Below are 19868 nucleotides of genomic sequence, written 5' to 3'. Positions count from 1 at the left end.
AATTACTCCCAAGCCAAACTCAATGCTGTAGCAAGGCAACTCAATGAACGTCCTAGAAAAACACTAAACTATCAAACACCGGCAGAACGTTTTGCCCTAACTGTTGCATCGACGGGTTGAAATCAAGGCCGATAGCGGACCATCGGCACCAAACAAAAAGCCGTCCCGAAGGATGGCTTTGGTAAGGATTTTGGCAGCGACCAAAACTATTACTTACTTCTTGGCGGTATCGATACCCAGTATTGAGTAAGCTGGGCAATTGCCGATCACTCCCGTTAACAATGGAATGATGCCTATCCAAGCCCAGGGACCAGTAATACCAAAGCCAGCCAAACCCATGAGCGTTACCCCAACAGTCATTCGTAAAACGCGATCAGTATGTCCGATATTGCATTTCATATAAAGCTCCTTGTTTTACTTGGCAGCCTTGTGAGTTACCTTATTTACTTACTTTAGCTAGGCGCTGTCTTAATGCCTCATACAAGCATACGCCACTTGCAACGGATACATTCAAACTTGAAACAGCCCCTTGCATCGGAATACGCACCAACTCATCACAGGTTTCTTTTGTAAGGCGGCGCATGCCCTCGCCTTCAGCCCCCATCACAATCGCAATCGGACCCGTGAGGTCGAGGTCATAAATTGATTTTGTGGCTTCGTCATCGGTGCCGATGAGCCAAACACCCGCTTCTTGCATTTCTTTCATACTACGAACGAGATTGGTCACTGTAATAACGGGTATCACTTCTGATGCCCCGCTAGATACCTTGCTTACAGTGGCATTGATAGATGCGGAGCGATCTTTAGGAACCACTACAGCATCTACGCCAGCACCATCCGCTACGCGCAGGCAAGCGCCAAAGTTATGGGGATCAGTAATGCCATCTAACACTAGGAACAATGGCTTTTTCTGAGCACTCTCAGCATCTTCAACCACTTCAGTAACAGTGCGCGCGACAGTCATTTTGTCGGCCAAGGCCACAACACCTTGGTGACGATCATGACCTGTCAGCTTATGCAAACGTTCTGCGTCAGCAGCGTGTAAACGCTCACCGAGAACCTCTTCTGCTTGTTTTAAGAAATCGCCCATGCGTCTATCGCGACGACCAGAATCAAAGTACACAGACTTCAAGCTATCTGGATCGACTCGTAAACGCGCTTGCACTGCATGAAAACCTACTAGTATTTGCTTCATATTGTTTGCTTCATCTTATTTTTTTATCTTACTTTTTTGTTATTTTTCTAATTAATCTTTATTTGCGGCGTGCTTTAGTACTGCGAACCGGAGGCTTGTTGCCTGCAGGTTTACCAACAGACCTACCTGGGTTGGCAGTTTTACCGCTCTTACTATTTTTACTGGCTTTACTCTTTGACTGGTTAGCCCCTAGAGTTCCAGCAGATTTAGCTGCATTAACATTGATGCCGCTTGGCTTTTGCGGAACCCTATTGTCAGAACGACCTCTTTGAGGAGCTGCCTTTTTATTCGGCCTACCTGTATCGGTCGCTAATATCAACTGGCGACGGTTAGAAGAACCACCAGGCTCTGCGCCAACTGATTTAACAAGACTAAATTCAATCTTGCGCGCATCTAAGTCAACGCGACTTACCAATACATGCACTCGATCGCCTAAGCGATAGCGAATACCAGTACGTTCACCACGCAACTCTTGACGAGCTTCGTCATATTGGAAGTAATCCCCACCAAGCTCGGTGACATGCACCATACCTTCGACAAAGAGATTCTCTAGCTGGATAAATAAACCAAAGTTGGCAACACCAGTGACTGTACCGGCATATTCTTGGCCTAAATGGTCGCGCATGTAGTAACACTTGAGCCAAGCCTCTACATCACGTGATGCTTCATCAGCACGACGCTCATTAGATGAGCAATGAACGCCTAATTGGCCCCAGATTGGCAATGCGGCATTGGCGCCCTTGGGTGCTCTTGTACCCTTTGCAGCTCCTGTTTTGGCATCACTTTGGGATTTCTTGGCATTGACTGCATTCTCACGACCTTTACCCTTACGAGGCAAAGTTAAGTTGAGAGGCACCATCGGCGGCAGTACTGGAACGTAAGCCTTTTTTTGAAGAATCGATTTAATCACCCGATGCGTTAGCAAATCAGGGTAACGGCGAATCGGGCTAGTGAAATGTGAGTAAGCTGGGTAAGCCAAGCCAAAGTGGCCTTCGTTATCAGGCTGGTACATCGCTTGCTGCATGGAGCGCAATACCACTGACTGGAGCATGCTGAAATCGGGGCGCTCTTTAATTTCACGCATTAATTTAGCGTAGTCACGTGGCTTGGGCTTGTCGCCACCTCCCAATGAAAGACCTGAAGTTCTCAGAACTTGGCGCAAAGTAACCAACTTCTCTTCTGATGGCTCACCATGCACACGATAAAGACTAAGGTGCTTATTTTTATCAATAAAGTCAGCAGCACAAACGTTCGCCGTCAGCATGCACTCTTCAATTAAGCGATGGGCATCATTACGAAGACGTGGCTCAATGCGCAAAATCTTACCAAGCTCATTACTAATGATCTGAGTCTCAGTAGTTTCAAACTCAATAGCTCCCCGCTTCTCACGAGCAGCCAACAAAATCTTATAAAGTGAATATAGATTACCCAGCAATGGGCGGAACTGGGCAAAGCGTGTTGCTTCAGGACCCTTGCTATTAGAAAGAATCTCCCAAACAGTATCGTAAGTAAAGCGTTGCGCTGAGTGCATCACTGCCGGATAAAACTGATATGCCAAAACAATACCGTTGTTATCGACAACAGAATCACACACCATACACAGACGATCAACGCCGGGGTTTAACGAACAAAGACCATTCGAAATCTTCTCAGGAAGCATCGGAATGACGCGCCTTGGAAAATACACTGAAGTGGCGCGCAATAAACCCTCGTCGTCCAATGGATGACCCGGCTTCACATAATGAGATACGTCAGCAATTGCCACTATTAAACGCCAAGCTTTAGTCTGACCGTACATGACGGGCTCGCAATAGACAGCGTCATCAAAGTCACGTGCATCAGCACCGTCAATGGTGACCAAAGGCACATCACGTAAATCAACGCGGCCTTCTAAGTCTGTCTGCTGCACTGTATCTGGCAATGCTGCCGCCTCCTTCATAGCAGCAGCAGAGAATTCATGGGGGACGCCATACTTCCGTACAGCGATTTCGATTTCCATACCAGGATCATCAATCTCACCCAAGACTTCAACTACTCGACCTACCGCTTGGCGATAACTATCTGGGTAATCAATAATCTCAACACTAACCACTTGACCTAATTTGGCGTTTCCCTGCCCTTTAGGTGGAATCAAGATGTCGTGACCAATGCGCTTATCTTCTGGCGCAACAATCAAAACACCGTTTTCATTTAAGAGACGGCCGATCACTACCTTATTGACGTGCAGAACGACCTCGACAATTTGTCCCTCTGGACGACCACGTCGATCTGTACCTAATACTCTGACGTTCACTCTGTCACCATGCATGACACGTGACATTTCTCTTTCTGACAGAAAGATATCTTCGCCACCATCATCAGGAATCACAAATCCAAATCCATCTCGATGCCCTTGAACTGCTCCTAAACGGTCAGCCTCACGTGGCACCAAGTCTTTTGCTTTACGCATTTAATTCCTTTGGCAATACATGCCCTGTATATATCTAGTGATATCTATTTTTGTTATGAATAAGGCTACTGTATCAAACCACCAAGTCTGAAGGGAAAAAGCCAAATGGGAGCGGAAATGACCTCAAAACACTCATCCCCCTATAATAAAGGCATGCCCAGGTGGCGAAATTGGTAGACGCACCAGCTTCAGGTGCTGGCGATCGTAAGGTTGTGGGGGTTCGAGTCCCTTCCTGGGCACCAAATACACCTACAAAGACCTATATGGGGTCCAAAGCCCTCCTTTTCAATAGGATCACTTCTGGTGCACCCAAAGAAAAACCGCCCGAAGGCGGCTTTCAATAACGTAGACAGCAACTTAATGGCTGTGAACCCCTTTAAGGCTTGCTTCACCAAGCGCCTGATGCTCACTTGGATCAATCGCTTTAATTTCTTTCAAGAATTGAGCGGTATCGATTTTTTTACCACCAAGCCAAGTGCCTTGAACTTTCACTTTATCCATAATCTCATTCGGATTAACAGCAGTGATATCGGCTGAAAGCTCTACTAAATCGGCATACTTACCAACCTCAAGTGATCCAATTTCAGTATCACGCTTTAATTGGTATGCGCCATTAATAGTGGAAGCTTTAAGCGCCTGATCTAAGGTGACTGCCTGATTAGCACCGTGAACAGTTCCAGCATCTGTTGTTCTAGTAACCATATGTTGAATATTTCTCAAGGTACTAGGCGGAGATACTGAACCATCATTATGGAATGTAGTATGAATGTTGTACTTGAATGAATCTCCAGCACGCTGCCATTGAGCGCCATACTCAGGCTTAAACATGGTGCCATCCAATAAATCGCCCCAATAAATATATTGGAAAGGTGCTAGTGAAACTGTTACACCAAGACTTTCTGCGCGCTTAAATTGGTCTGCACGTGCGGCGCCCAAATGCTCAACACGCCAACGGTGATCAGTACCGATCAGGTTATATTTATTCAGCGCATACTCATAGGCATCAAGGACTACGTCAAATCCTACGTCACCATTACAGTGAAACGCCATCTGATAACCCATCGGGGAATATTTATCAAGTAACTCATCAAGTTGCAAGCGGGTATAGTTCATACCTTTCTCGCCAAGTGGCCCCAGAATAATTTCGGCATTACGAGTCCGCTCATTATCCAAATATCCAAAGCTTTGAGCAACACTTCCTAACCAAGGGGTTCCATCTGCCCAAAGTTTGATACCGTTTTTGCGAACCATACTTGAATCGGGCCAAGTGGCTTTAACGCCAGCGTCGGCATCAACAGCCATGTGGTAGACGCTCATTCTCAGCGGGCTATTAGGTACAGAAGCAAGTGCTAAGTAACCCTTATACATGCCAGTGCTGTATGTGTGCTCTGAAGTAGCAGTAATTCCAAGAGAGGCCATATAGGCATACCACTCTGCTCCTGAAAGCAATAGATGAGGGATGGCCTTAGGAAGGATAGGACCTGCTACAGCCATGATGGCAGCAGTCTCATTGGCAGTTCCGTTAGAGGCGCCGTCTTTGTTACGACCAAAACTTCCACCTACAGGATTTGCAGGCGGTTTGCCACCTTTCCAACCCAACATTTTAATTGATGCAGTATTGAAATACACCGCATGCCCAGAATTGTCGATCACGAGCACTGGGCGGCCACTTGGGGTCAACTTATCAAGCACATCCTTTGTCGGTGTTGGAGCTTGTTGTAGCAATTTATCAACGCCATTAAATATCAACGGCACTCCAGCAGGAGCTGCTTTGTCTTCCTTCAGAATTTTGGCCTGAACATCTGCCCAAGTCTTATAGCCAACATAAGGTGCAATCCAAAATGCAGGCGCCTGAGTTGTAATTCCCGAGAGGAAGGGATGGTTGTGCGGGTCAATAAAACCCGGCATCAATACTGTTGTGCCTAAATCTTTTACTGTTGCGTTAGGAGCAGATGCACTAACGTCTTTCAATGATCCAACTGCAGTGATCTTCTTGGTATTCGTATCAAAAGCAATTGCTTCTGCGCGTGGATTTTTTTCATCCATCGTAATAATGTTTGCAGCTTTTAAAACCACAACTTCCGCAGAAGCGAAAAGTGGTGCAGAGCACATCACAAAAGCAGAAATAGATTTAGAAATGAAAGTACGATTGATTTTCTTCACAAGGGTCCCAATAGGTAGTTATTGTTCTGAGGATTATGCCATTTATTAACTATTTAAATGGCCCTCCATAACCCCAATTAGCTTTAATATAGGACATTTAGCAATAAGCCCAAAACAACCCTTAAACAGCCCATTGACCCCCGTCCTACTTAAAAACCCGAGCAAGAAAACCAAAGAAATTAGCCTATTTTCTGCCACCGCACTAGGTATTGGGGGAATGATGGGTGCTGGACTCTTTTCTCTTCTGGGAACCGCTAGTGCGCATGCCGGATCCCACATTCCCTTAGCCTTTTTACTTGGCGCTCTAGCCGCCTCTTTTTCGGTCTATTCTTATGCCAAATTAGGCGCTACTTTTCCTAGTAGCGGAGGTGCTGCCACATTCACGGTGATGAGCTTTGGCCCGGGGGTAATTTCTGGTGGCCTCAACATATTCCAATACCTAGGCTACCTCATTGCTGCCGCACTATATGCTGCTGGCTTTTCTGAATACGCCAATACTTTGCTTGGTGGAAGTCTATCCCCAATCGAAGTTAAGCTTGTGGGTGCCGGCATTGTCATTCTGTGCGCTGGCATTAACTTACTGGGCACCAATATTGTTGGCAAAGCAGAAATGTTAGCGATTGGCTTTGTCACTATCGCCCTTCTACTCTTTTCTGTTGAGGGTATTCATGTTGCTAACGTCGGTGCATTTCAGAACACCAGCTGGTCCCTCAATGGCATTGCGATAGCTACAGGCATACTGTATATCAACTATCAAGGCTTTGGAGTAGTCACGAACTCTTCAAACGCCATGCAAGAACCCCAAAAAGAGTTACCCCTTGCCATGTTCTCTGCGCTTGTTTTAGTAACAATTGCTTATGTGCTGGTCAGCACGGCTTCAACACTATTGCTTTCTCCGGCTCAGATGGCGGAGTACAACGGCCATGTATTGGCAGATGCAGCCCAAATCGTAGCCGGAAAGGCGGGCTTTATTGTTATAGGTACTTCAGCCCTCCTGGCTTGTGCTGCTGCACTCAATGCAACCATCTTTGCAGCAGCGAATATTGCGGCTGATATGGCCAGGAAGAGTTCAATCTCCAAGGCTCTGAGTGAGTCTGTTTTAAAAACGGAATTACGTGCGTTAACCGTTTCTGCATTTTTAGTCATTGCTTTGGTGTTGGCATTCCCATTAGATGTTGTTGGGAAGATGGCTAGCTTAGCTTTTTTATTGGTATATGCGGCGATTACTTATGGACACATTCTGGTGCGCAAACAAACCGGTGCAAAACTATGGCCACTTTGGGCAGCAATTATTATTAACTTAAGTTTGTTTACTACCCTATTTATCAATGTCATCGAGAGTGCGCCGGGTAGTGCGATCGCACTAGGGTGCGCCTTGGTTGGTTCTTTCGCCCTAGAGGCGACTTCTCGAAAGCTCCTCAGGAAGAAATTAAAGCCCCATTGAGCGGTGCAAGATTTTGGATTTCATTTCCAGCCAAAGACTTTCAAAATCCTCGACCTTATCGTCGGAAAACTGAACCGGCTCAAACAGACTGCCAAAAATAATAGAACTCTTCTTTACTAGAGTCTTTTCAAACTCACTCAAGCTAATGGGCTTATCGTCCATATCTCTTGTGAGCTCTGCTGAACAAACAATCGCATCTGCATCATCGCGGTCGATCACCGCAAACTCAATGAACTGTTGATTCTTTTCAACAATGACTAAAGTACCCCGAGCATAGCAAACTGCCTCATGCGCTTGCACTATATAAGTAAGAAACTGATTGATCTCTTCATCTTTCTCAAAAGGAAGATCCTCAATAAAAAAGAGGTATTGATCACCCTCCCCGTTTACCAAAGTAAATACCTTTGGAATAACACCATGAGCCAGGGCTAAGTTACGGTAGTAACTAGAAATTTCTACAGCAAGATTTTCGGCAAATAAGTGCATGATGATTCAGGATAGGAATTACTCTTTACGAGTTTTAATAGATTCGATAATTTTATAGAAGGCATCCGGCTGAACCGCATTTTGACCTTCTTTGGTTTTCTTTGGAATGAACGTTCAGATAGCTTAGCTATTGATATATTTTTGTAAAAAATCAAGCGTACGTTCCCAGGCCAGTTTTGCAGCTTCAGCGTTGTATTTTAGAGGCGGCAAGTCTCTTGAATCAGCCTTTGGGTTTGCAAAGGCATGCTTTGTATCGTAGCGATGAAATTCATAATAGACGCCCGCTTCTTTTAGCTTTTCCTCCAACTGATCTACGCCTGCGATTGGGAAAAACTCGTCGTGTAAGGCCCAATGCCCCAGCATTGGCTTGGTAATGGCTCCAGCATTAACGTACTCCAGCGGTGGATTGCCGTACCAGACAATAGAGCCGTCTAACTCTGGCACATTACATGCCGCAAGGATAGTTAACGCTCCACCCATACAAAATCCAGTGACGGCAACCTTTGCACTGCCAGTGGCTTTTAAGTATTGAACAGCGCCACGAATACCTTGCCCGGCGGCATCCCCAAAATTGAGGTCACCCATTAAATGCTCCGCCTCATTAGCCTCCAGGGCCAACTTACCGCGATACAAATCTGGGACTAATGCGCGATAACCTGCTTTAGCCAGACGATCAGCCACTGCCTTCACTTCTTCATCAAGACCCCACCACTCCTGAATGACAACTATCCCAGGGGCATTCGCTTTATCACTTGGCTCTGCCAAATATCCATTTAATGCCTGTCCATCAGGTCTTTTAAATTCAATCATAGGGACTCCTTAAGTTTTTTTCGCATCAGAATGAATATATCCTACCAGCCAAAATGTCAGTAACCCACAAATAACTGCGCCATAGCCAACCAAGTTGTAATGCTCCATCTTTCCATCCGGCGTAATAGTGACGACTAAGCCTGCCAAAACAGATGCAATTCCTGAAGCCAGCATCTGAGTTGAACCTACTAGACTCATAAAGGTTCCCCGGATTTTTGGCTCCACCAGCTGACTCACTATTGCCATAGCCGGGATCATTCGCCCTGAAATCAAGATAAAAAATGAGGTTGAGTTAATCAACACCGCCCAAAGGGGAACCGGCACAAGATTGGTTGTCACTATCAGAGGAATTAAGCTGATAATCGCCAGAATTCTAAATACCCGCACTTTGCCATATTTATCAGCCATTTGACCTATCAACCTTGAACTCATCAAGGTAGCAATGCCACCACATAGGTAAATTAAGGAAATATAGGAATTAGCAACGCCAACATTGGAAGTGAGATACAGGGCAATATAGGGAATCACTGAGAATCCAGTGATCATAATAAGCCCCATAAACACAAAGGCGCGCGCATGTTTGTGGGCAATCAGAATGTCATAGATTTGTCTAAAGCGGCTACCCTCTTGAACGTGATGCAAATGTCCAGAAATTTTAGGAATATAGCGATATCCAATAAACAAAATCAATATAGAGATTAAGCCAATAAACATGAAAGGAGCGCGCCAACCTAGAAAGCTAATGTGATTTGCCAAGAACAAACTTAAGGGTACGCCAGCAACAGTTGAAACTGAGAAAGCAGCCATGACTGTACCCAATGCTTTTCCTCTTCGCTCAAAAGGAATGGAATCAGCAACAATCGTCTGCACCAATGATCCTAAGATGCCTCCAAAAGCGCCGGCACAGGCACGCGCGATAAATAGCATGTGATAGTTTTGGGCAAACCCACAGGCTATGGTTGCAATAATGAAGCAAACATACAAACGCAGCAGCAATTGCCTCCGCTCAAATCGATCAATGTAATAGGTAGCAAATACGCCTGCGATCGCAGCAGCAAAAGTATAAGAAGATAGCAATAAACCAAATTGATGTGTATTGATCGATAAAGCGCTGATGAACTGAGGCCCAAGCGGCATCATGATCATAAAATCCAGTATGTGGGTGAACTGAATGCCAGCCAAGGCAAGCAAAAAGAATCTCTCTTGCTGAGGGGTGCGAACTAAACTCAAAGTAGAATCAACAGTGCAAATTAGGTAGACAAAAGAACATTATCCTCTCTAGCGCACGGATCTGCTTTGGGGTAGGATTACGGCTATATCGCCTACCAACCTATTTCTGAATGGAAATTATGGCCTTGCCAACCTTGTCAGACACGACAACAACCATCTCACTTACCTTTGTTCTTATTGATATCTTTTTTGGGGTTACGGGCTTAATCCTGATTCTCATATTCCATGGTAGCGGCTTAAATCACATGGCTATGCGTTTCGAGCGGTTTACCAAGGCAAATCTAGATCGCAATCAATATAATAGGATCTTTTTTCACTTCTACCTAGCCTTCATTATTATTGCTTTGATTCATATTTGCGAGATCTTTATTTGGGCAGCCATTCTCTTTTGGTTAAACCTAATCCCTAATGGGGTAAATGCCATTCTTTTTGCAGGGAGCTGCTATACGACTGTGGGTTTTATATCTGACATTCTTCCGTATGGATGGAAAACAATGGCCTTCTTTATTGCCTTCTCAGGTCTTTTTTCAATCGCTTGGACTACTTCCACAATGATTGGAATGACAGGGCTTTACAGACAAGCTTGGAATCTTAAATATCTGGGCCGCCACAAACAACTTTAAATAAAACCCTAAAAAAAATTCCTTTTTAGGATTAATTTAGGTTTTTAGTCAAAAGAGTGTGTAGCACAGAAGCTAAGGAACCACCTTAAGCTTTAATGTAGTAGCCATAAACACATCGATTTCCACCTCTAGAGGGGTCATGAGTATCGTAAATGACCCCATTCACTATCGCAGTCAAGTGCTTAGAAACCTTCACAATTAAGACTCCTGAAGGCAGCTCATCTAACCTTAAATGAACCTGGCAGCCTGCGCCGACTTTCATGGTGGGCACCCACTCAAAGCCTAGACCCAATATATAGTCATGAAATACATTGCAGTGATTGCCATTTCTGGGAGACGAGCCTTTTACGCTCAGCCTCTTTGCCAGGCGATCATTACGACGCTGGGCATAATGCTCATTTGCCAACCTTAAACTTTCATAGACTTGCATATAAGGCAGGTTTGCAGCAATCGCGATAGATCTGACGACGCAATCTCCTGCGCCACCTTTAAAGCCAGCCTCTTCCCTGCCGCCATCATTCAATTGAAATGGAAACTGGGCATGCGCTTTAGAGAAGGGGTTTAGAAATCCAAACATTTACTTATGTCCAATAAAAAATGGATTTGCTTTGTAGGCAAATCCATTCTTATCAAGGGCGTTGGCTAAATTACTTAGCGTGCGCCTTCTTTACCTCTAAACGCCAAGCGTGCAACAAAGGCTCTGTGTAACCGTTAGGCTGCTCAAGGCCTTTGAAAATCAAATCGCTAGCGGCCTTATAGGCATATGAATCTTGGTAGTTAGGCATCATTGGCTGATACAAAGGATCGCCAGCATTTTGACCATCAACCACTTTAGCCATACGCTGTAAAGCCTCATTTACTTGATCCGCAGTCACGATACCGTTAAGCAACCAGTTCGCAATGTGCTGACTAGAAATACGCAATGTTGCACGATCTTCCATCAAGCCAACGTTATGAATATCAGGCACCTTAGAACAACCAACGCCTTGATCAATCCAGCGCACTACATAACCCAAGATACCTTGGCAGTTGTTATCCAACTCTTGCGCAATCTCTTCCTTAGACCAATTGGCCTTCTCAACTACCGGAATAGTCAATAAATCATTGATTAGTGCCTCTGCTTCGGCAGCAGTATCCAACTTTTCCATTTCTTTTTGGAGCTCTGCTACGTTTACTTGATGGTAGTGAAGCGCGTGCAAGGTAGCTGCTGTTGGTGATGGTACCCAAGCAGTATTAGCACCTGCTTTAGGGTGAACAATCTTTTGCTCAACCATAGCTTTCATCATGTCTGGCATTGCCCACATCCCTTTACCAATTTGAGCGCGACCACGCAAGCCACAATCCAAACCTGCAAAGACGTTACGACGCTCATAAGCGGATAACCACTTGCTGGTTTTCATATCGCCTTTGCGCATCATTGGACCTGCATACATCGCTGTGTGCATTTCATCGCCAGTGCGATCTAAGAAACCAGTATTAATAAAGGCTACACGTGCACCCGCAGCAGCAATGGCTGCCTTGATGTTGGCACTCATACGACGCTCTTCATCCATGATGCCAAGCTTTACGGTATCGGCTGGTAAGCCGAGTAATTTCTCAACGCGGCTAAACAATTCGCCTGCAAAAGCCACTTCTTCTGGGCTGTGCATTTTTGGCTTAACAATGTATACAGAACCCTTGCGAGTATTACCAATCGCTTGGCTTGCTGGACGATTGATGTCATACAAGGCAATCAATACTGTTACTACCGCATCTAAGATGCCTTCGTAGATCTCTTTGCCTTCACCGGTAATGATGGCTGGGTTAGTCATCAAATGGCCAACGTTACGAAGGAACAAGAGTGAACGGCCATGCAATGTAACGATGCCATCTTTTGCATCAACAGCGCCGATGCCAGCTGTGTACTTGCGATCTGGGTTAAGAGCGCGCGTAATTGTCTTGTCACCCTTCTTCACCTCCTCAACCAAGGTACCTTTCAAAATTCCTAGCCAGTTTTCATAGGCGAGAACCTTGTCATCGCCATCTACTGCAGCAATAGAGTCTTCCAAGTCCAAGATCGTTGAAAGCGCTGCCTCAAGAATGACGTCATTAATGCCAGCAGGATCACTTGCACCAATCGTTTTGCTCTTATTGATTTCAATATCAATATGGACACCGTTATTACGTAGCAAGATAGAGCTTGGAGCAGCTGCATCACCTTGGTAGCCAACGAACTGCTTCTCATCAGCCAAACCAATGGAAGTGCCATCTTTTAACTTCACGGACAACTTATTGCCGTCTACTGTGTAAGCCACTGAATCACGGTGTGAGCCTTTAGCCAATGGTATTGCTTGGTCCAAGAAGTTACGGGCATAAGCAACCACTTTTGCGCCACGAATTGGGTTGTACGCGCCAGCCTTGGTAGCGCCATCTTCTTCAGATAAAACATCAGTACCGTAGAGAGCATCATACAAAGAGCCCCAACGTGCATTGGCAGCATTTAAGGCATAACGTGCATTGAGAACCGGAACAACCAACTGAGGGCCGGCTTGAAGCGCCAACTCGTCATCTACATTCTTGGTGGTAGCGGTAATTTTTCCTGGCACATCAACTAAGTAATCAATCTCTTTCAAAAACTTGCGATACGCAGGCATATCTTTGATTGGGCCTGGATTGGCTTGGTGCCATTTATCCAAATCCAATTGAATGCGATCACGTTTAGCGAGCAAGGCATCATTTTTTGGGGTTAAGTCTTTAACGATTTCATCAAAGCCCTTCCAAAAATCAGCACTCTTAATACCAGTACCTGGAAGTACTTTGTCTTCGATGAATCGATATAAAGGGGTTGCCACTTGAAGGCTATTACAGGTAGTGCGCGCAGTCATATTGATATCTTCTTAAACAAAAAGTTAATAAATAGGGTTAGGTAGTAAATCAGTTAATTAATCAGTTCTGGAATATTTTCCATTAATCCTGAAAAGGATGCTGAAGGAGAATGGTTTCGTCACGCTCTGGGCCTGTAGACACCATAGCGATTGGCTTGCCTGCAACTTCCTCAATACGGCGCAGGAAGTTTTGTGCCTCGACTGGAAGCTTATTCCACTCACGAATACCGAAAGTCGTGCCCTTCCAGCCAGGGAAATCCTCATAAATTGGCTGGCAACGGGCAACAGATTCTGCGCCGCGTGGCAATACATCTAACTTCTGACCGTCCAAGTTATAGCCAACGCATAAACGAATTGTTTCGAAACCATCGAGAACATCTAGCTTGGTAATGCAAAGGCCAGATAAACCATTGATCTGAATGGAGCGCTTTAATGCTGCAGCGTCTAACCAGCCAGTACGGCGTGGTCGTCCAGTGACAGAACCGAACTCTTTACCAACTTCAGCCAAACGAATACCGATCGGATCTTGCTTGGCAGGATTGTCATGATCATAGAGTTCACTTGGGAATGGACCAGCGCCTACACGTGTGCAATAGGCTTTGGTAATACCTAAGATGTATTGCAATGAGTCTGGTCCAACACCTGAACCAGCAGCAGCATTACCAGCTACACAGTTGCTGGAGGTGACGTACGGATAAGTGCCGTGATCGATATCCAACAATGTTCCCTGCGCACCTTCGAATAATAAATTCTGACCAGATTGCTCGGCAGCATATAAAGCGCTAGAGACATCTACCACCATAGGCTTCAGGCGCTCAGCGTAAGACATTGCCTCAGCCAATGTCTTTTCATAATTTACTGGCTCAGCGCCATAGTAATTAGTGAGCATGAAATTGTGATATTCCAAGTTCTCACGTAACTGCTCTGCAAATTTTTCTGGGTAGAACAAATCTTGAACGCGCAATGCACGGCGCGCTACCTTGTCTTCGTAAGCCGGTCCAATACCGCGACCAGTAGTACCAATCTTGGCATCGCCGCGCTTCTTTTCACGCGCATTATCAATCGCCACGTGATACGGGAGGATTAGAGTCGTTGCTTCTGAAATCTTCAAGCGAGATTGCACATCCAAACCAGCAGACTCAAGCTCATCAATTTCTTTGAAGAGCGCCTCCGGTGAGAGCACTACGCCATTACCGATATAGCAGATGACATCTTTATGCATGATTCCGGAAGGAATCAAACGCAGAATCGTCTTCTTGTCGCCAATGATGAGGGTATGGCCTGCATTGTGACCGCCCTGAAAACGAACCACTGCTTGAGCATGATCTGTTAACCAATCAACTACCTTACCTTTGCCTTCATCACCCCACTGGGTGCCAATGACAACTACGTTACGACCTTTAGTTTGCTGCTTTGAAGACATAGTGAAATCCAAAAAGATAATTACAAAATAAGTTAACTGCTTAATGCCAATTTATTGCTTTATTTCCGCTTTACTTGCTCTTTACTTCTTCTTTACTTCTTCTTTACTTCCCAAGAGTTACCTTGTTTAACCAACTCTCGATCGCATTCATATTCAGCAGCTTCCAATGACGTTCCTACTGGAATCTGTATCACCACTTCACCCTTGGTTCTGAGGGTTTCGATGGCCGCACTTAACTCTACATCTTCAATCCAAGGTGCCAAGATGGCCAACTTGCGCGCAGTTAACGGCGATAAATTGACTAAAGTTAATAGGTCTAAAGAAAAGCCAGTTGCAGGACGGGAACGACCAAAGGCTTGACCAACATGATCATAGCGACCGCCTCTTGCAATTGGTTGCGGGAATTGATCAACATAAGCGGCAAACATGACACCGCTGTGATATTGATAGCCACGTAAATCCGCCAGATCAATACTGAGTTCCAAGTCATTAGACAGCTTCGCTACAGCAGAAACCAAGCGCTCTAAACCTGCTAAAGCTTGATCAATTGCTGCATGCTTAGGTAATACTTTCTTGGCCTTTGCTAAAACTTCAGAACAAGGGCCGTTCAGTTCCGTCAATGCCATCAGCGCTTGAGCAACATTAGCAGGCAAGCAAGCTGCCCATTGACCTAATCGAGGACGGTCCTTGCTTTGAAGCAAGCTATACAAGGCTTCAATCGTTTCTTGATCCAGATTCTGACCAGCTAAGATCCCCGCTAGAATGCCAGCGTGTGACAAATCTAGATATACCTTCTTAATTCCAGCAACAGAAAGTGTTTTCAGCAATAAGGTAATCGCCTCAAGATCGGCTTCCCAAGTTGCACAACCGTAGATCTCTGCACCGAGCTGTAGTTCTTCGCGAGCTGAGCTACCAACTGGGGTGCGAGCATGCGCAACAGATCCGGCATAACAAAGACGTGTAACACCTGCACGATTTAAGAGGTGCGCATCAATACGAGCTACTTGCGGAGTGATATCGGCACGCAGACCCAGTGTGCGACCAGATAGCTGATCTACCAACTTGAATGTTTGCAAATTGAGATCGGAACCAGTGCCAGTTAATAAGGAGTCTAAGAACTCCAGAATGGGAGGCGCAACTAACTCATAGCCATAAGACTGATACAGGTCCAAGATGGCACGACGCAAAGACTCGACCTTGCGAGCCTCGGCAGGCAATACATCTGCAATATCTTCAGGAAGTAACCAGCGATTCATGATGTGAACTATTTGCTTTCTTATTTTTTGTGCAAGAACTTGAAGAACTCACCATTTGGCTCTACCACCATGATGTCCTTCTTATCCTTGAAAGAGCTTCTATAGGCTTCTAGGCTTTGATAGAACTGAGCAAACTGAGGGTCACGCCCGAATGCCTCTGCATAGAGTGCGGTAGCTTTCGCATCTCCCGCTCCCTTAATTTTTTGGGCATCGCGATAGGCCTCCGCCAAGATCGTGTCACGTTGACGCTCTGCATTTGCGCTAATCTTGTCAGACTCTGCAGCGCCCATAGAACGCAACTCATTGGCCACACGCTTGCGCTCTGCTTCCATACGGCGATAAACAGAATCACTAATTTCCGCCAAGAGGTCAACACGCTTTAGGCGAACATCAACAATCTCCACGCCAATATCAGAAGCATCATCAGCAACCTTCTTACGAATACCTTGCATCACCTCTTCACGCTGATCAGAAATCAACTCGCGAACAGTGCGCTTAGTGAACTCCTCATTCAGGGCTGAGCGAACTAACTGAGTTAAGCGGTCTTGCGCCAAGCGCTCATCGCCTTTAAAGCTTATAAAGAACTTACGTGGATCGACAATGCGCCATTTCACATAAGAATCGACTAATAAGTTTTTCTTATCGGCAGTAATAAAACGCTCTGCCTCTGGATTATCAATTGTCAAAATGCGACGATCAAAGAAGCGAACACTTTCAAAAGGAGCTGGAAGCTTCACCTGAATTCCTGGCTGCTCAATCACGCGAACAATCTGCCCGAATGAGAACACCACGGCAAACTTACGTTGATCGACCACAAAAATACTGGAAGACAAAACATAGATCAGCGCAATAAAGCCAATGCCGGCTGCAATTAAACGATTGGCGCTCATTATCTGGACTCCCGATCGCGACTACGGAGGCCATCACGTTTATCTGCAGTGCTATTCGTTACTGGCGCTACAGGAGTAGAGGTAGAGATCGAGGACGAGCTCGTTGTATTTGTATTTGTACCAGTTGCACCACCTACCGTAACGCTACCAGTGGGAGTGCTTGTTCCAGATGAGCTTGTTTGCGCACTGGCTGCTTGAGCACTTTCAGCGCTTACTTGTGCGACGATCTTATCGAGCGGGAGATATAACAGGCTATTACTCTTGGTAGTGTCAACCAAGATCTTCGTAACGTTGTTGTACATCTCACGCATGCTATCGATATACATGCGATCACGAGTCACTTGAGGCGCCTTGGAGTATTCAACCAAGATCTGCTTAAAACGGGTGGCATCACCCTCTGCAGTAGCCACTACACGGGCCTTATAACCCTCAGCCTCTTGAATAAGACGTGCAGCAGTGCCTTTGGCCCGCGGAATGATGTCATTAGCATATGCTTGACCCTCACTCTTCAGTCGCTCTTGGTCTTGCCCTGCTTTCACAGCATCATCAAACGCAGCTTGAACTTGCTCTGGCGGTTGAACGTTTTGGACGGTTACGCTAGTCACATAAATGCCCGTTTTGTAACTGTCCAAAATCTTCTGAATAGAGTTGGCTAAATCAATGCCAATCTTTTCACGACCCTCGTACAACACGGTATCCATCTTGCTACGAGCAACGATTTCACGCACAGCTGTTTCGGCAGCTTGCACTACCGCTGCATCGGGATCGCGGTTATTGAATAAATAATCAGTAGGATCCTTCAAGCGATATTGCACGGCAAAGCGTACGTCGATGATGTTTTCATCTTCAGTAAGCATTGAAGAATCTTTTTGATTGGTAGCCTTGATTAATACAGGGCGTCCTACTTCTACAGAGCGAACTCCTGATAAGTTCACAGTCTCTTCAGACTGAATCGGCCACGGCATACGCCAGTTAATACCTGGCTTAGCGGTGTAATCGTACTTACCAAAAGTAAGAATAACGCCAGCTTGACCTTCTTGGATAATGAAGAAGCCACTGCAAACCCACACAAAGAAGACAATCGCTCCCGCAATCAGAAAGCTCGCCTTTGAGCCAAAAGGATTGGTGAAATTAAAGTTAGGGGGGCTGATACCACCATTGCCGCCGCCACCATTGCCGCGCTGTGAAGGCGGAGGAATATCGGTGCTGCTCGGTTTATTTGCAGGCTTACTAGCTGAACCACCTAATGCACCCGGCTTCTTCTTGCCACCAAAGATGCCAGCAATTCTGTCATTGAAATCACGCCACAACTCATCTAAGTCTGGCGGGCCATCTGGCTTAGTTACAGGATTTGTTGGTTTTGGGTCAACTGGCTGGCTAGTTTCTGGATCCGCTTTTGGAGCTTGACCTTCTGCCTGCCCATCTTTGGCATCTTTGGATCCACCTGAATTGTGGCTATTGCCCCAACCTGGATCATTCACCGAAAAAAGGTCTAGAAATTTACGCGTCATTAGATAAATAGCTTCGGTTGGCAATCGGATTAAATTCAGAAGTTTCTGGTCGTTCAGGTAAAGGTTCTAAAAACTCATCCGGGGCCAATTGCTTCTTGGCACGGTTGTGCTCGACCCTTATTCTATCAGTCATTTGAGAGCATTCGGCTAGGGCCGAGCGAAGTAAATCAAGGCCTAAGCCCGTCTTGGCTGACAGGAAAACCTGACTTGGAAAACCCTGTCCATCTCGCTCTAAAACAGCCCCACGGGTGAAGGTTTGAGGCATCTGGTCGATCTTATTCATCACCTCAATCCGAGGGATGTCATCAGCCCCAATTTCCTCTAAAACGGCCTCTACCTCAGCCTTTTGCTCCCTAGCTACCGAGCTACAGGCATCAATAACATGCAAAATGAGGTCGGCATGGATGGTTTCATCCAAAGTTGCCCTAAAGGCTTCCACTAGCTGGTGAGGCAAATCCCGGATAAATCCCACGGTATCAGAGACCACAATTGATCCAACTCCATCCAAATGGACCTTTCTGGAGGTGGTATCTAAGGTGGCAAAAAGCTGGTCAGCAGCGTAAGTCCCTGCTTTGGTTAGGGCATTAAACAAAGTCGATTTACCGGCATTGGTATATCCAACCAAAGAGACAGAGAACACATCTTTGCGATTTCGAGCCCTTCTTTGCGTTCTTTGTTGGCGCTGGAGTTTTTCTAGCTCATTTTCCAAGCGCTTCGCTTTGGTTGCCAACATCCGGCGATCCAACTCCATCTGAGTTTCACCAGGACCGCCGCGCACACCAATACCGCCTCGCTGTCGCTCTAAGTGACTCCAGGCTCTAACCAAACGAGACATCCGATAACGCACTTGTGCAAGTTCAACTTGCGTCTTACCAATATGACTTTGCGCTCTTTGACTAAAGATATCCAAAATCAATCCGGTGCGGTCCATTACATGAAAACCAATATGGCGCTCTAAATTGCGTTGCTGAGTTGGAGAAAGTGGATGATTGAAGATCGCAAGTTCTGCACCATGCTCTTCCATCACTCGCTTAAGCTCATTCGCCTTGCCTGAGCCGATAAACAAAGCGGGGTCAGTTTTCCCCTTGCGGGCAATAACAGTGGCTGCGGGTATAGAGCCTGCGCTATCAGCCAAAAGGCTGAGTTCGGCCATGCTATCTGCAAAGTCTTCGCGTCCCGTGTCTACACCAACTAGAACAGCGCGTGCCGCATCTACTCCGGTTTTATACAGGGCTAGCTTCTTCTAAACGAAAATCAATCGCACGAGCAGGAACGATCGTAGAGATTGCATGTTTGTAAACCATCTGCGTCACCGTATTACGCAAGAGCACAACATATTGGTCAAATGACTCAATATTGCCCTGCAGCTTAATACCGTTTACAAGATAGATCGAAACAGGAACATGCTCTTTGCGCAAGGCATTGAGGAATGGATCCTGAAGTAATTGAATTTTGTTGGGATTGCTATTGCTCATACTGCTCCTTAATTATCTTTTGGTAACTACTTTTTTTGGGAGTCTTGCT

General features: G+C 45.8%; 17 protein-coding genes, 1 tRNA gene and 1 pseudogene. 4 read left to right on the top strand and 15 right to left on the bottom strand.

Annotated elements, in window-relative coordinates; translation table 11 throughout:
• Nucleotides 1-120, top strand: a pseudogene (locus tag ICN48_RS01885) (IS30 family transposase); the annotation flags it as partial.
• Nucleotides 121-213: 93 nt separating this feature from the next.
• Here ICN48_RS01885 and ICN48_RS01880 read toward each other — a convergent pair.
• Genes ICN48_RS01880 through rnr form a run of 3 tightly spaced genes read right to left on the bottom strand, consistent with a single transcriptional unit; the run spans nt 214 to nt 3644 of the window.
• Nucleotides 214-399 carry a DUF2892 domain-containing protein gene (locus ICN48_RS01880; RefSeq protein WP_216152049.1) on the bottom strand — a complete coding sequence of 62 codons (186 nt, stop codon included), beginning with the start codon at nt 397-399 and terminating at the stop codon, nt 214-216.
• 40 nt (nt 400-439) lie between these two features.
• Nucleotides 440-1195, bottom strand: coding sequence for a 23S rRNA (guanosine(2251)-2'-O)-methyltransferase RlmB (rlmB, locus tag ICN48_RS01875; RefSeq protein ID WP_216152048.1), 756 nt, complete (start codon nt 1193-1195; stop codon nt 440-442).
• A 58-nt stretch (nt 1196-1253) separates the two neighbouring features.
• Nucleotides 1254-3644: a ribonuclease R gene (rnr, locus tag ICN48_RS01870; RefSeq protein ID WP_216152047.1), complete on the bottom strand. Its 2391-nt coding sequence runs from the start codon at nt 3642-3644 to the stop codon at nt 1254-1256.
• A 155-nt stretch (nt 3645-3799) separates the two neighbouring features.
• Between rnr and ICN48_RS01865 the strand changes: the two genes are divergently transcribed.
• Nucleotides 3800-3886: transfer RNA gene (locus ICN48_RS01865), tRNA-Leu, on the top strand.
• A 115-nt stretch (nt 3887-4001) separates the two neighbouring features.
• Here the strand turns inward: ICN48_RS01865 and ICN48_RS01860 are convergent.
• A complete protein-coding gene (locus ICN48_RS01860) occupies nt 4002-5807 on the bottom strand; it encodes an amidohydrolase (protein ID WP_216152046.1) in 1806 nt (601 codons plus the stop codon).
• A gap of 133 nt (nt 5808-5940) precedes the next feature.
• Here ICN48_RS01860 and ICN48_RS01855 point away from each other — a divergent pair, with 133 nt between their 5' ends.
• Entirely contained in the window at nt 5941-7251 is a 1311-nt protein-coding gene (locus ICN48_RS01855; protein ID WP_216152045.1) for an APC family permease, read from the top strand.
• On the opposite strand, the gene ICN48_RS01850 is transcribed toward ICN48_RS01855, so the two are convergent.
• The 3 genes from ICN48_RS01850 to ICN48_RS01840 form a co-directional block, all read right to left on the bottom strand.
• Nucleotides 7237-7737 (bottom strand): hypothetical protein, encoded by a 501-nt coding sequence (locus ICN48_RS01850; protein ID WP_216152044.1) that lies wholly within the window; start codon nt 7735-7737, stop codon nt 7237-7239. The genes ICN48_RS01855 and ICN48_RS01850 overlap by 15 nt on opposite strands.
• Nucleotides 7738-7860: 123 nt before the next feature.
• The gene (locus ICN48_RS01845; RefSeq protein WP_216152043.1) at nt 7861-8547 is read right to left on the bottom strand and encodes a dienelactone hydrolase family protein; all 687 of its coding nucleotides are present in this window, start codon (nt 8545-8547) and stop codon (nt 7861-7863) included.
• 9 nt (nt 8548-8556) lie between these two features.
• Nucleotides 8557-9777 (bottom strand): MFS transporter, encoded by a 1221-nt coding sequence (locus tag ICN48_RS01840; protein WP_216152042.1) that lies wholly within the window; start codon nt 9775-9777, stop codon nt 8557-8559.
• 119 nt (nt 9778-9896) lie between these two features.
• On the opposite strand from ICN48_RS01840, the gene ICN48_RS01835 reads away from it, so the two are divergent.
• Nucleotides 9897-10400 carry a hypothetical protein gene (locus ICN48_RS01835; protein ID WP_255539413.1) on the top strand — a complete coding sequence of 168 codons (504 nt, stop codon included), beginning with the start codon at nt 9897-9899 and terminating at the stop codon, nt 10398-10400.
• 85 nt (nt 10401-10485) lie between these two features.
• Here the strand turns inward: ICN48_RS01835 and ICN48_RS01830 are convergent, their stop codons facing one another.
• From ICN48_RS01830 to hfq, 8 genes are all read right to left on the bottom strand, one after another.
• Entirely contained in the window at nt 10486-10977 is a 492-nt protein-coding gene (locus ICN48_RS01830; RefSeq protein WP_216152040.1) for a hypothetical protein, read from the bottom strand.
• A gap of 70 nt (nt 10978-11047) precedes the next feature.
• Entirely contained in the window at nt 11048-13264 is a 2217-nt protein-coding gene (locus ICN48_RS01825) for a malate synthase G (protein ID WP_216152039.1), read from the bottom strand.
• Between the two features lie 82 nt (nt 13265-13346).
• Nucleotides 13347-14687, bottom strand: a complete 1341-nt coding sequence (locus ICN48_RS01820) for an adenylosuccinate synthase (RefSeq protein WP_216152038.1) — start codon at nt 14685-14687, stop codon at nt 13347-13349.
• Between the two features lie 92 nt (nt 14688-14779).
• Nucleotides 14780-15943, bottom strand: a complete 1164-nt coding sequence (locus tag ICN48_RS01815; RefSeq protein WP_216152037.1) for an ATP phosphoribosyltransferase regulatory subunit — start codon at nt 15941-15943, stop codon at nt 14780-14782.
• Nucleotides 15944-15963: 20 nt separating this feature from the next.
• Nucleotides 15964-16833: a protease modulator HflC gene (gene hflC / locus ICN48_RS01810; protein ID WP_216152036.1), complete on the bottom strand. Its 870-nt coding sequence runs from the start codon at nt 16831-16833 to the stop codon at nt 15964-15966.
• Nucleotides 16833-18344: an FtsH protease activity modulator HflK gene (gene hflK, locus ICN48_RS01805; RefSeq protein ID WP_216152035.1), complete on the bottom strand. Its 1512-nt coding sequence runs from the start codon at nt 18342-18344 to the stop codon at nt 16833-16835. Before hflK ends, hflC begins: the two co-directional genes overlap by 1 nt.
• Nucleotides 18334-19575, bottom strand: coding sequence for a GTPase HflX (gene hflX / locus ICN48_RS01800; RefSeq protein ID WP_255539417.1), 1242 nt, complete (start codon nt 19573-19575; stop codon nt 18334-18336). The genes hflK and hflX overlap by 11 nt, the downstream gene beginning before the upstream one ends.
• Entirely contained in the window at nt 19568-19819 is a 252-nt protein-coding gene (gene hfq / locus ICN48_RS01795; protein ID WP_072582173.1) for an RNA chaperone Hfq, read from the bottom strand. Before hfq ends, hflX begins: the two co-directional genes overlap by 8 nt.
• Nucleotides 19820-19868: the final 49 nt, after the last annotated feature.

Source organism: Polynucleobacter sp. JS-Safj-400b-B2, assembly GCF_018881975.1.
Taxonomy (GTDB): Bacteria; Pseudomonadota; Gammaproteobacteria; order Burkholderiales; family Burkholderiaceae; genus Polynucleobacter.
This window is presented reverse-complemented; position numbering and strand designations above follow the sequence as displayed.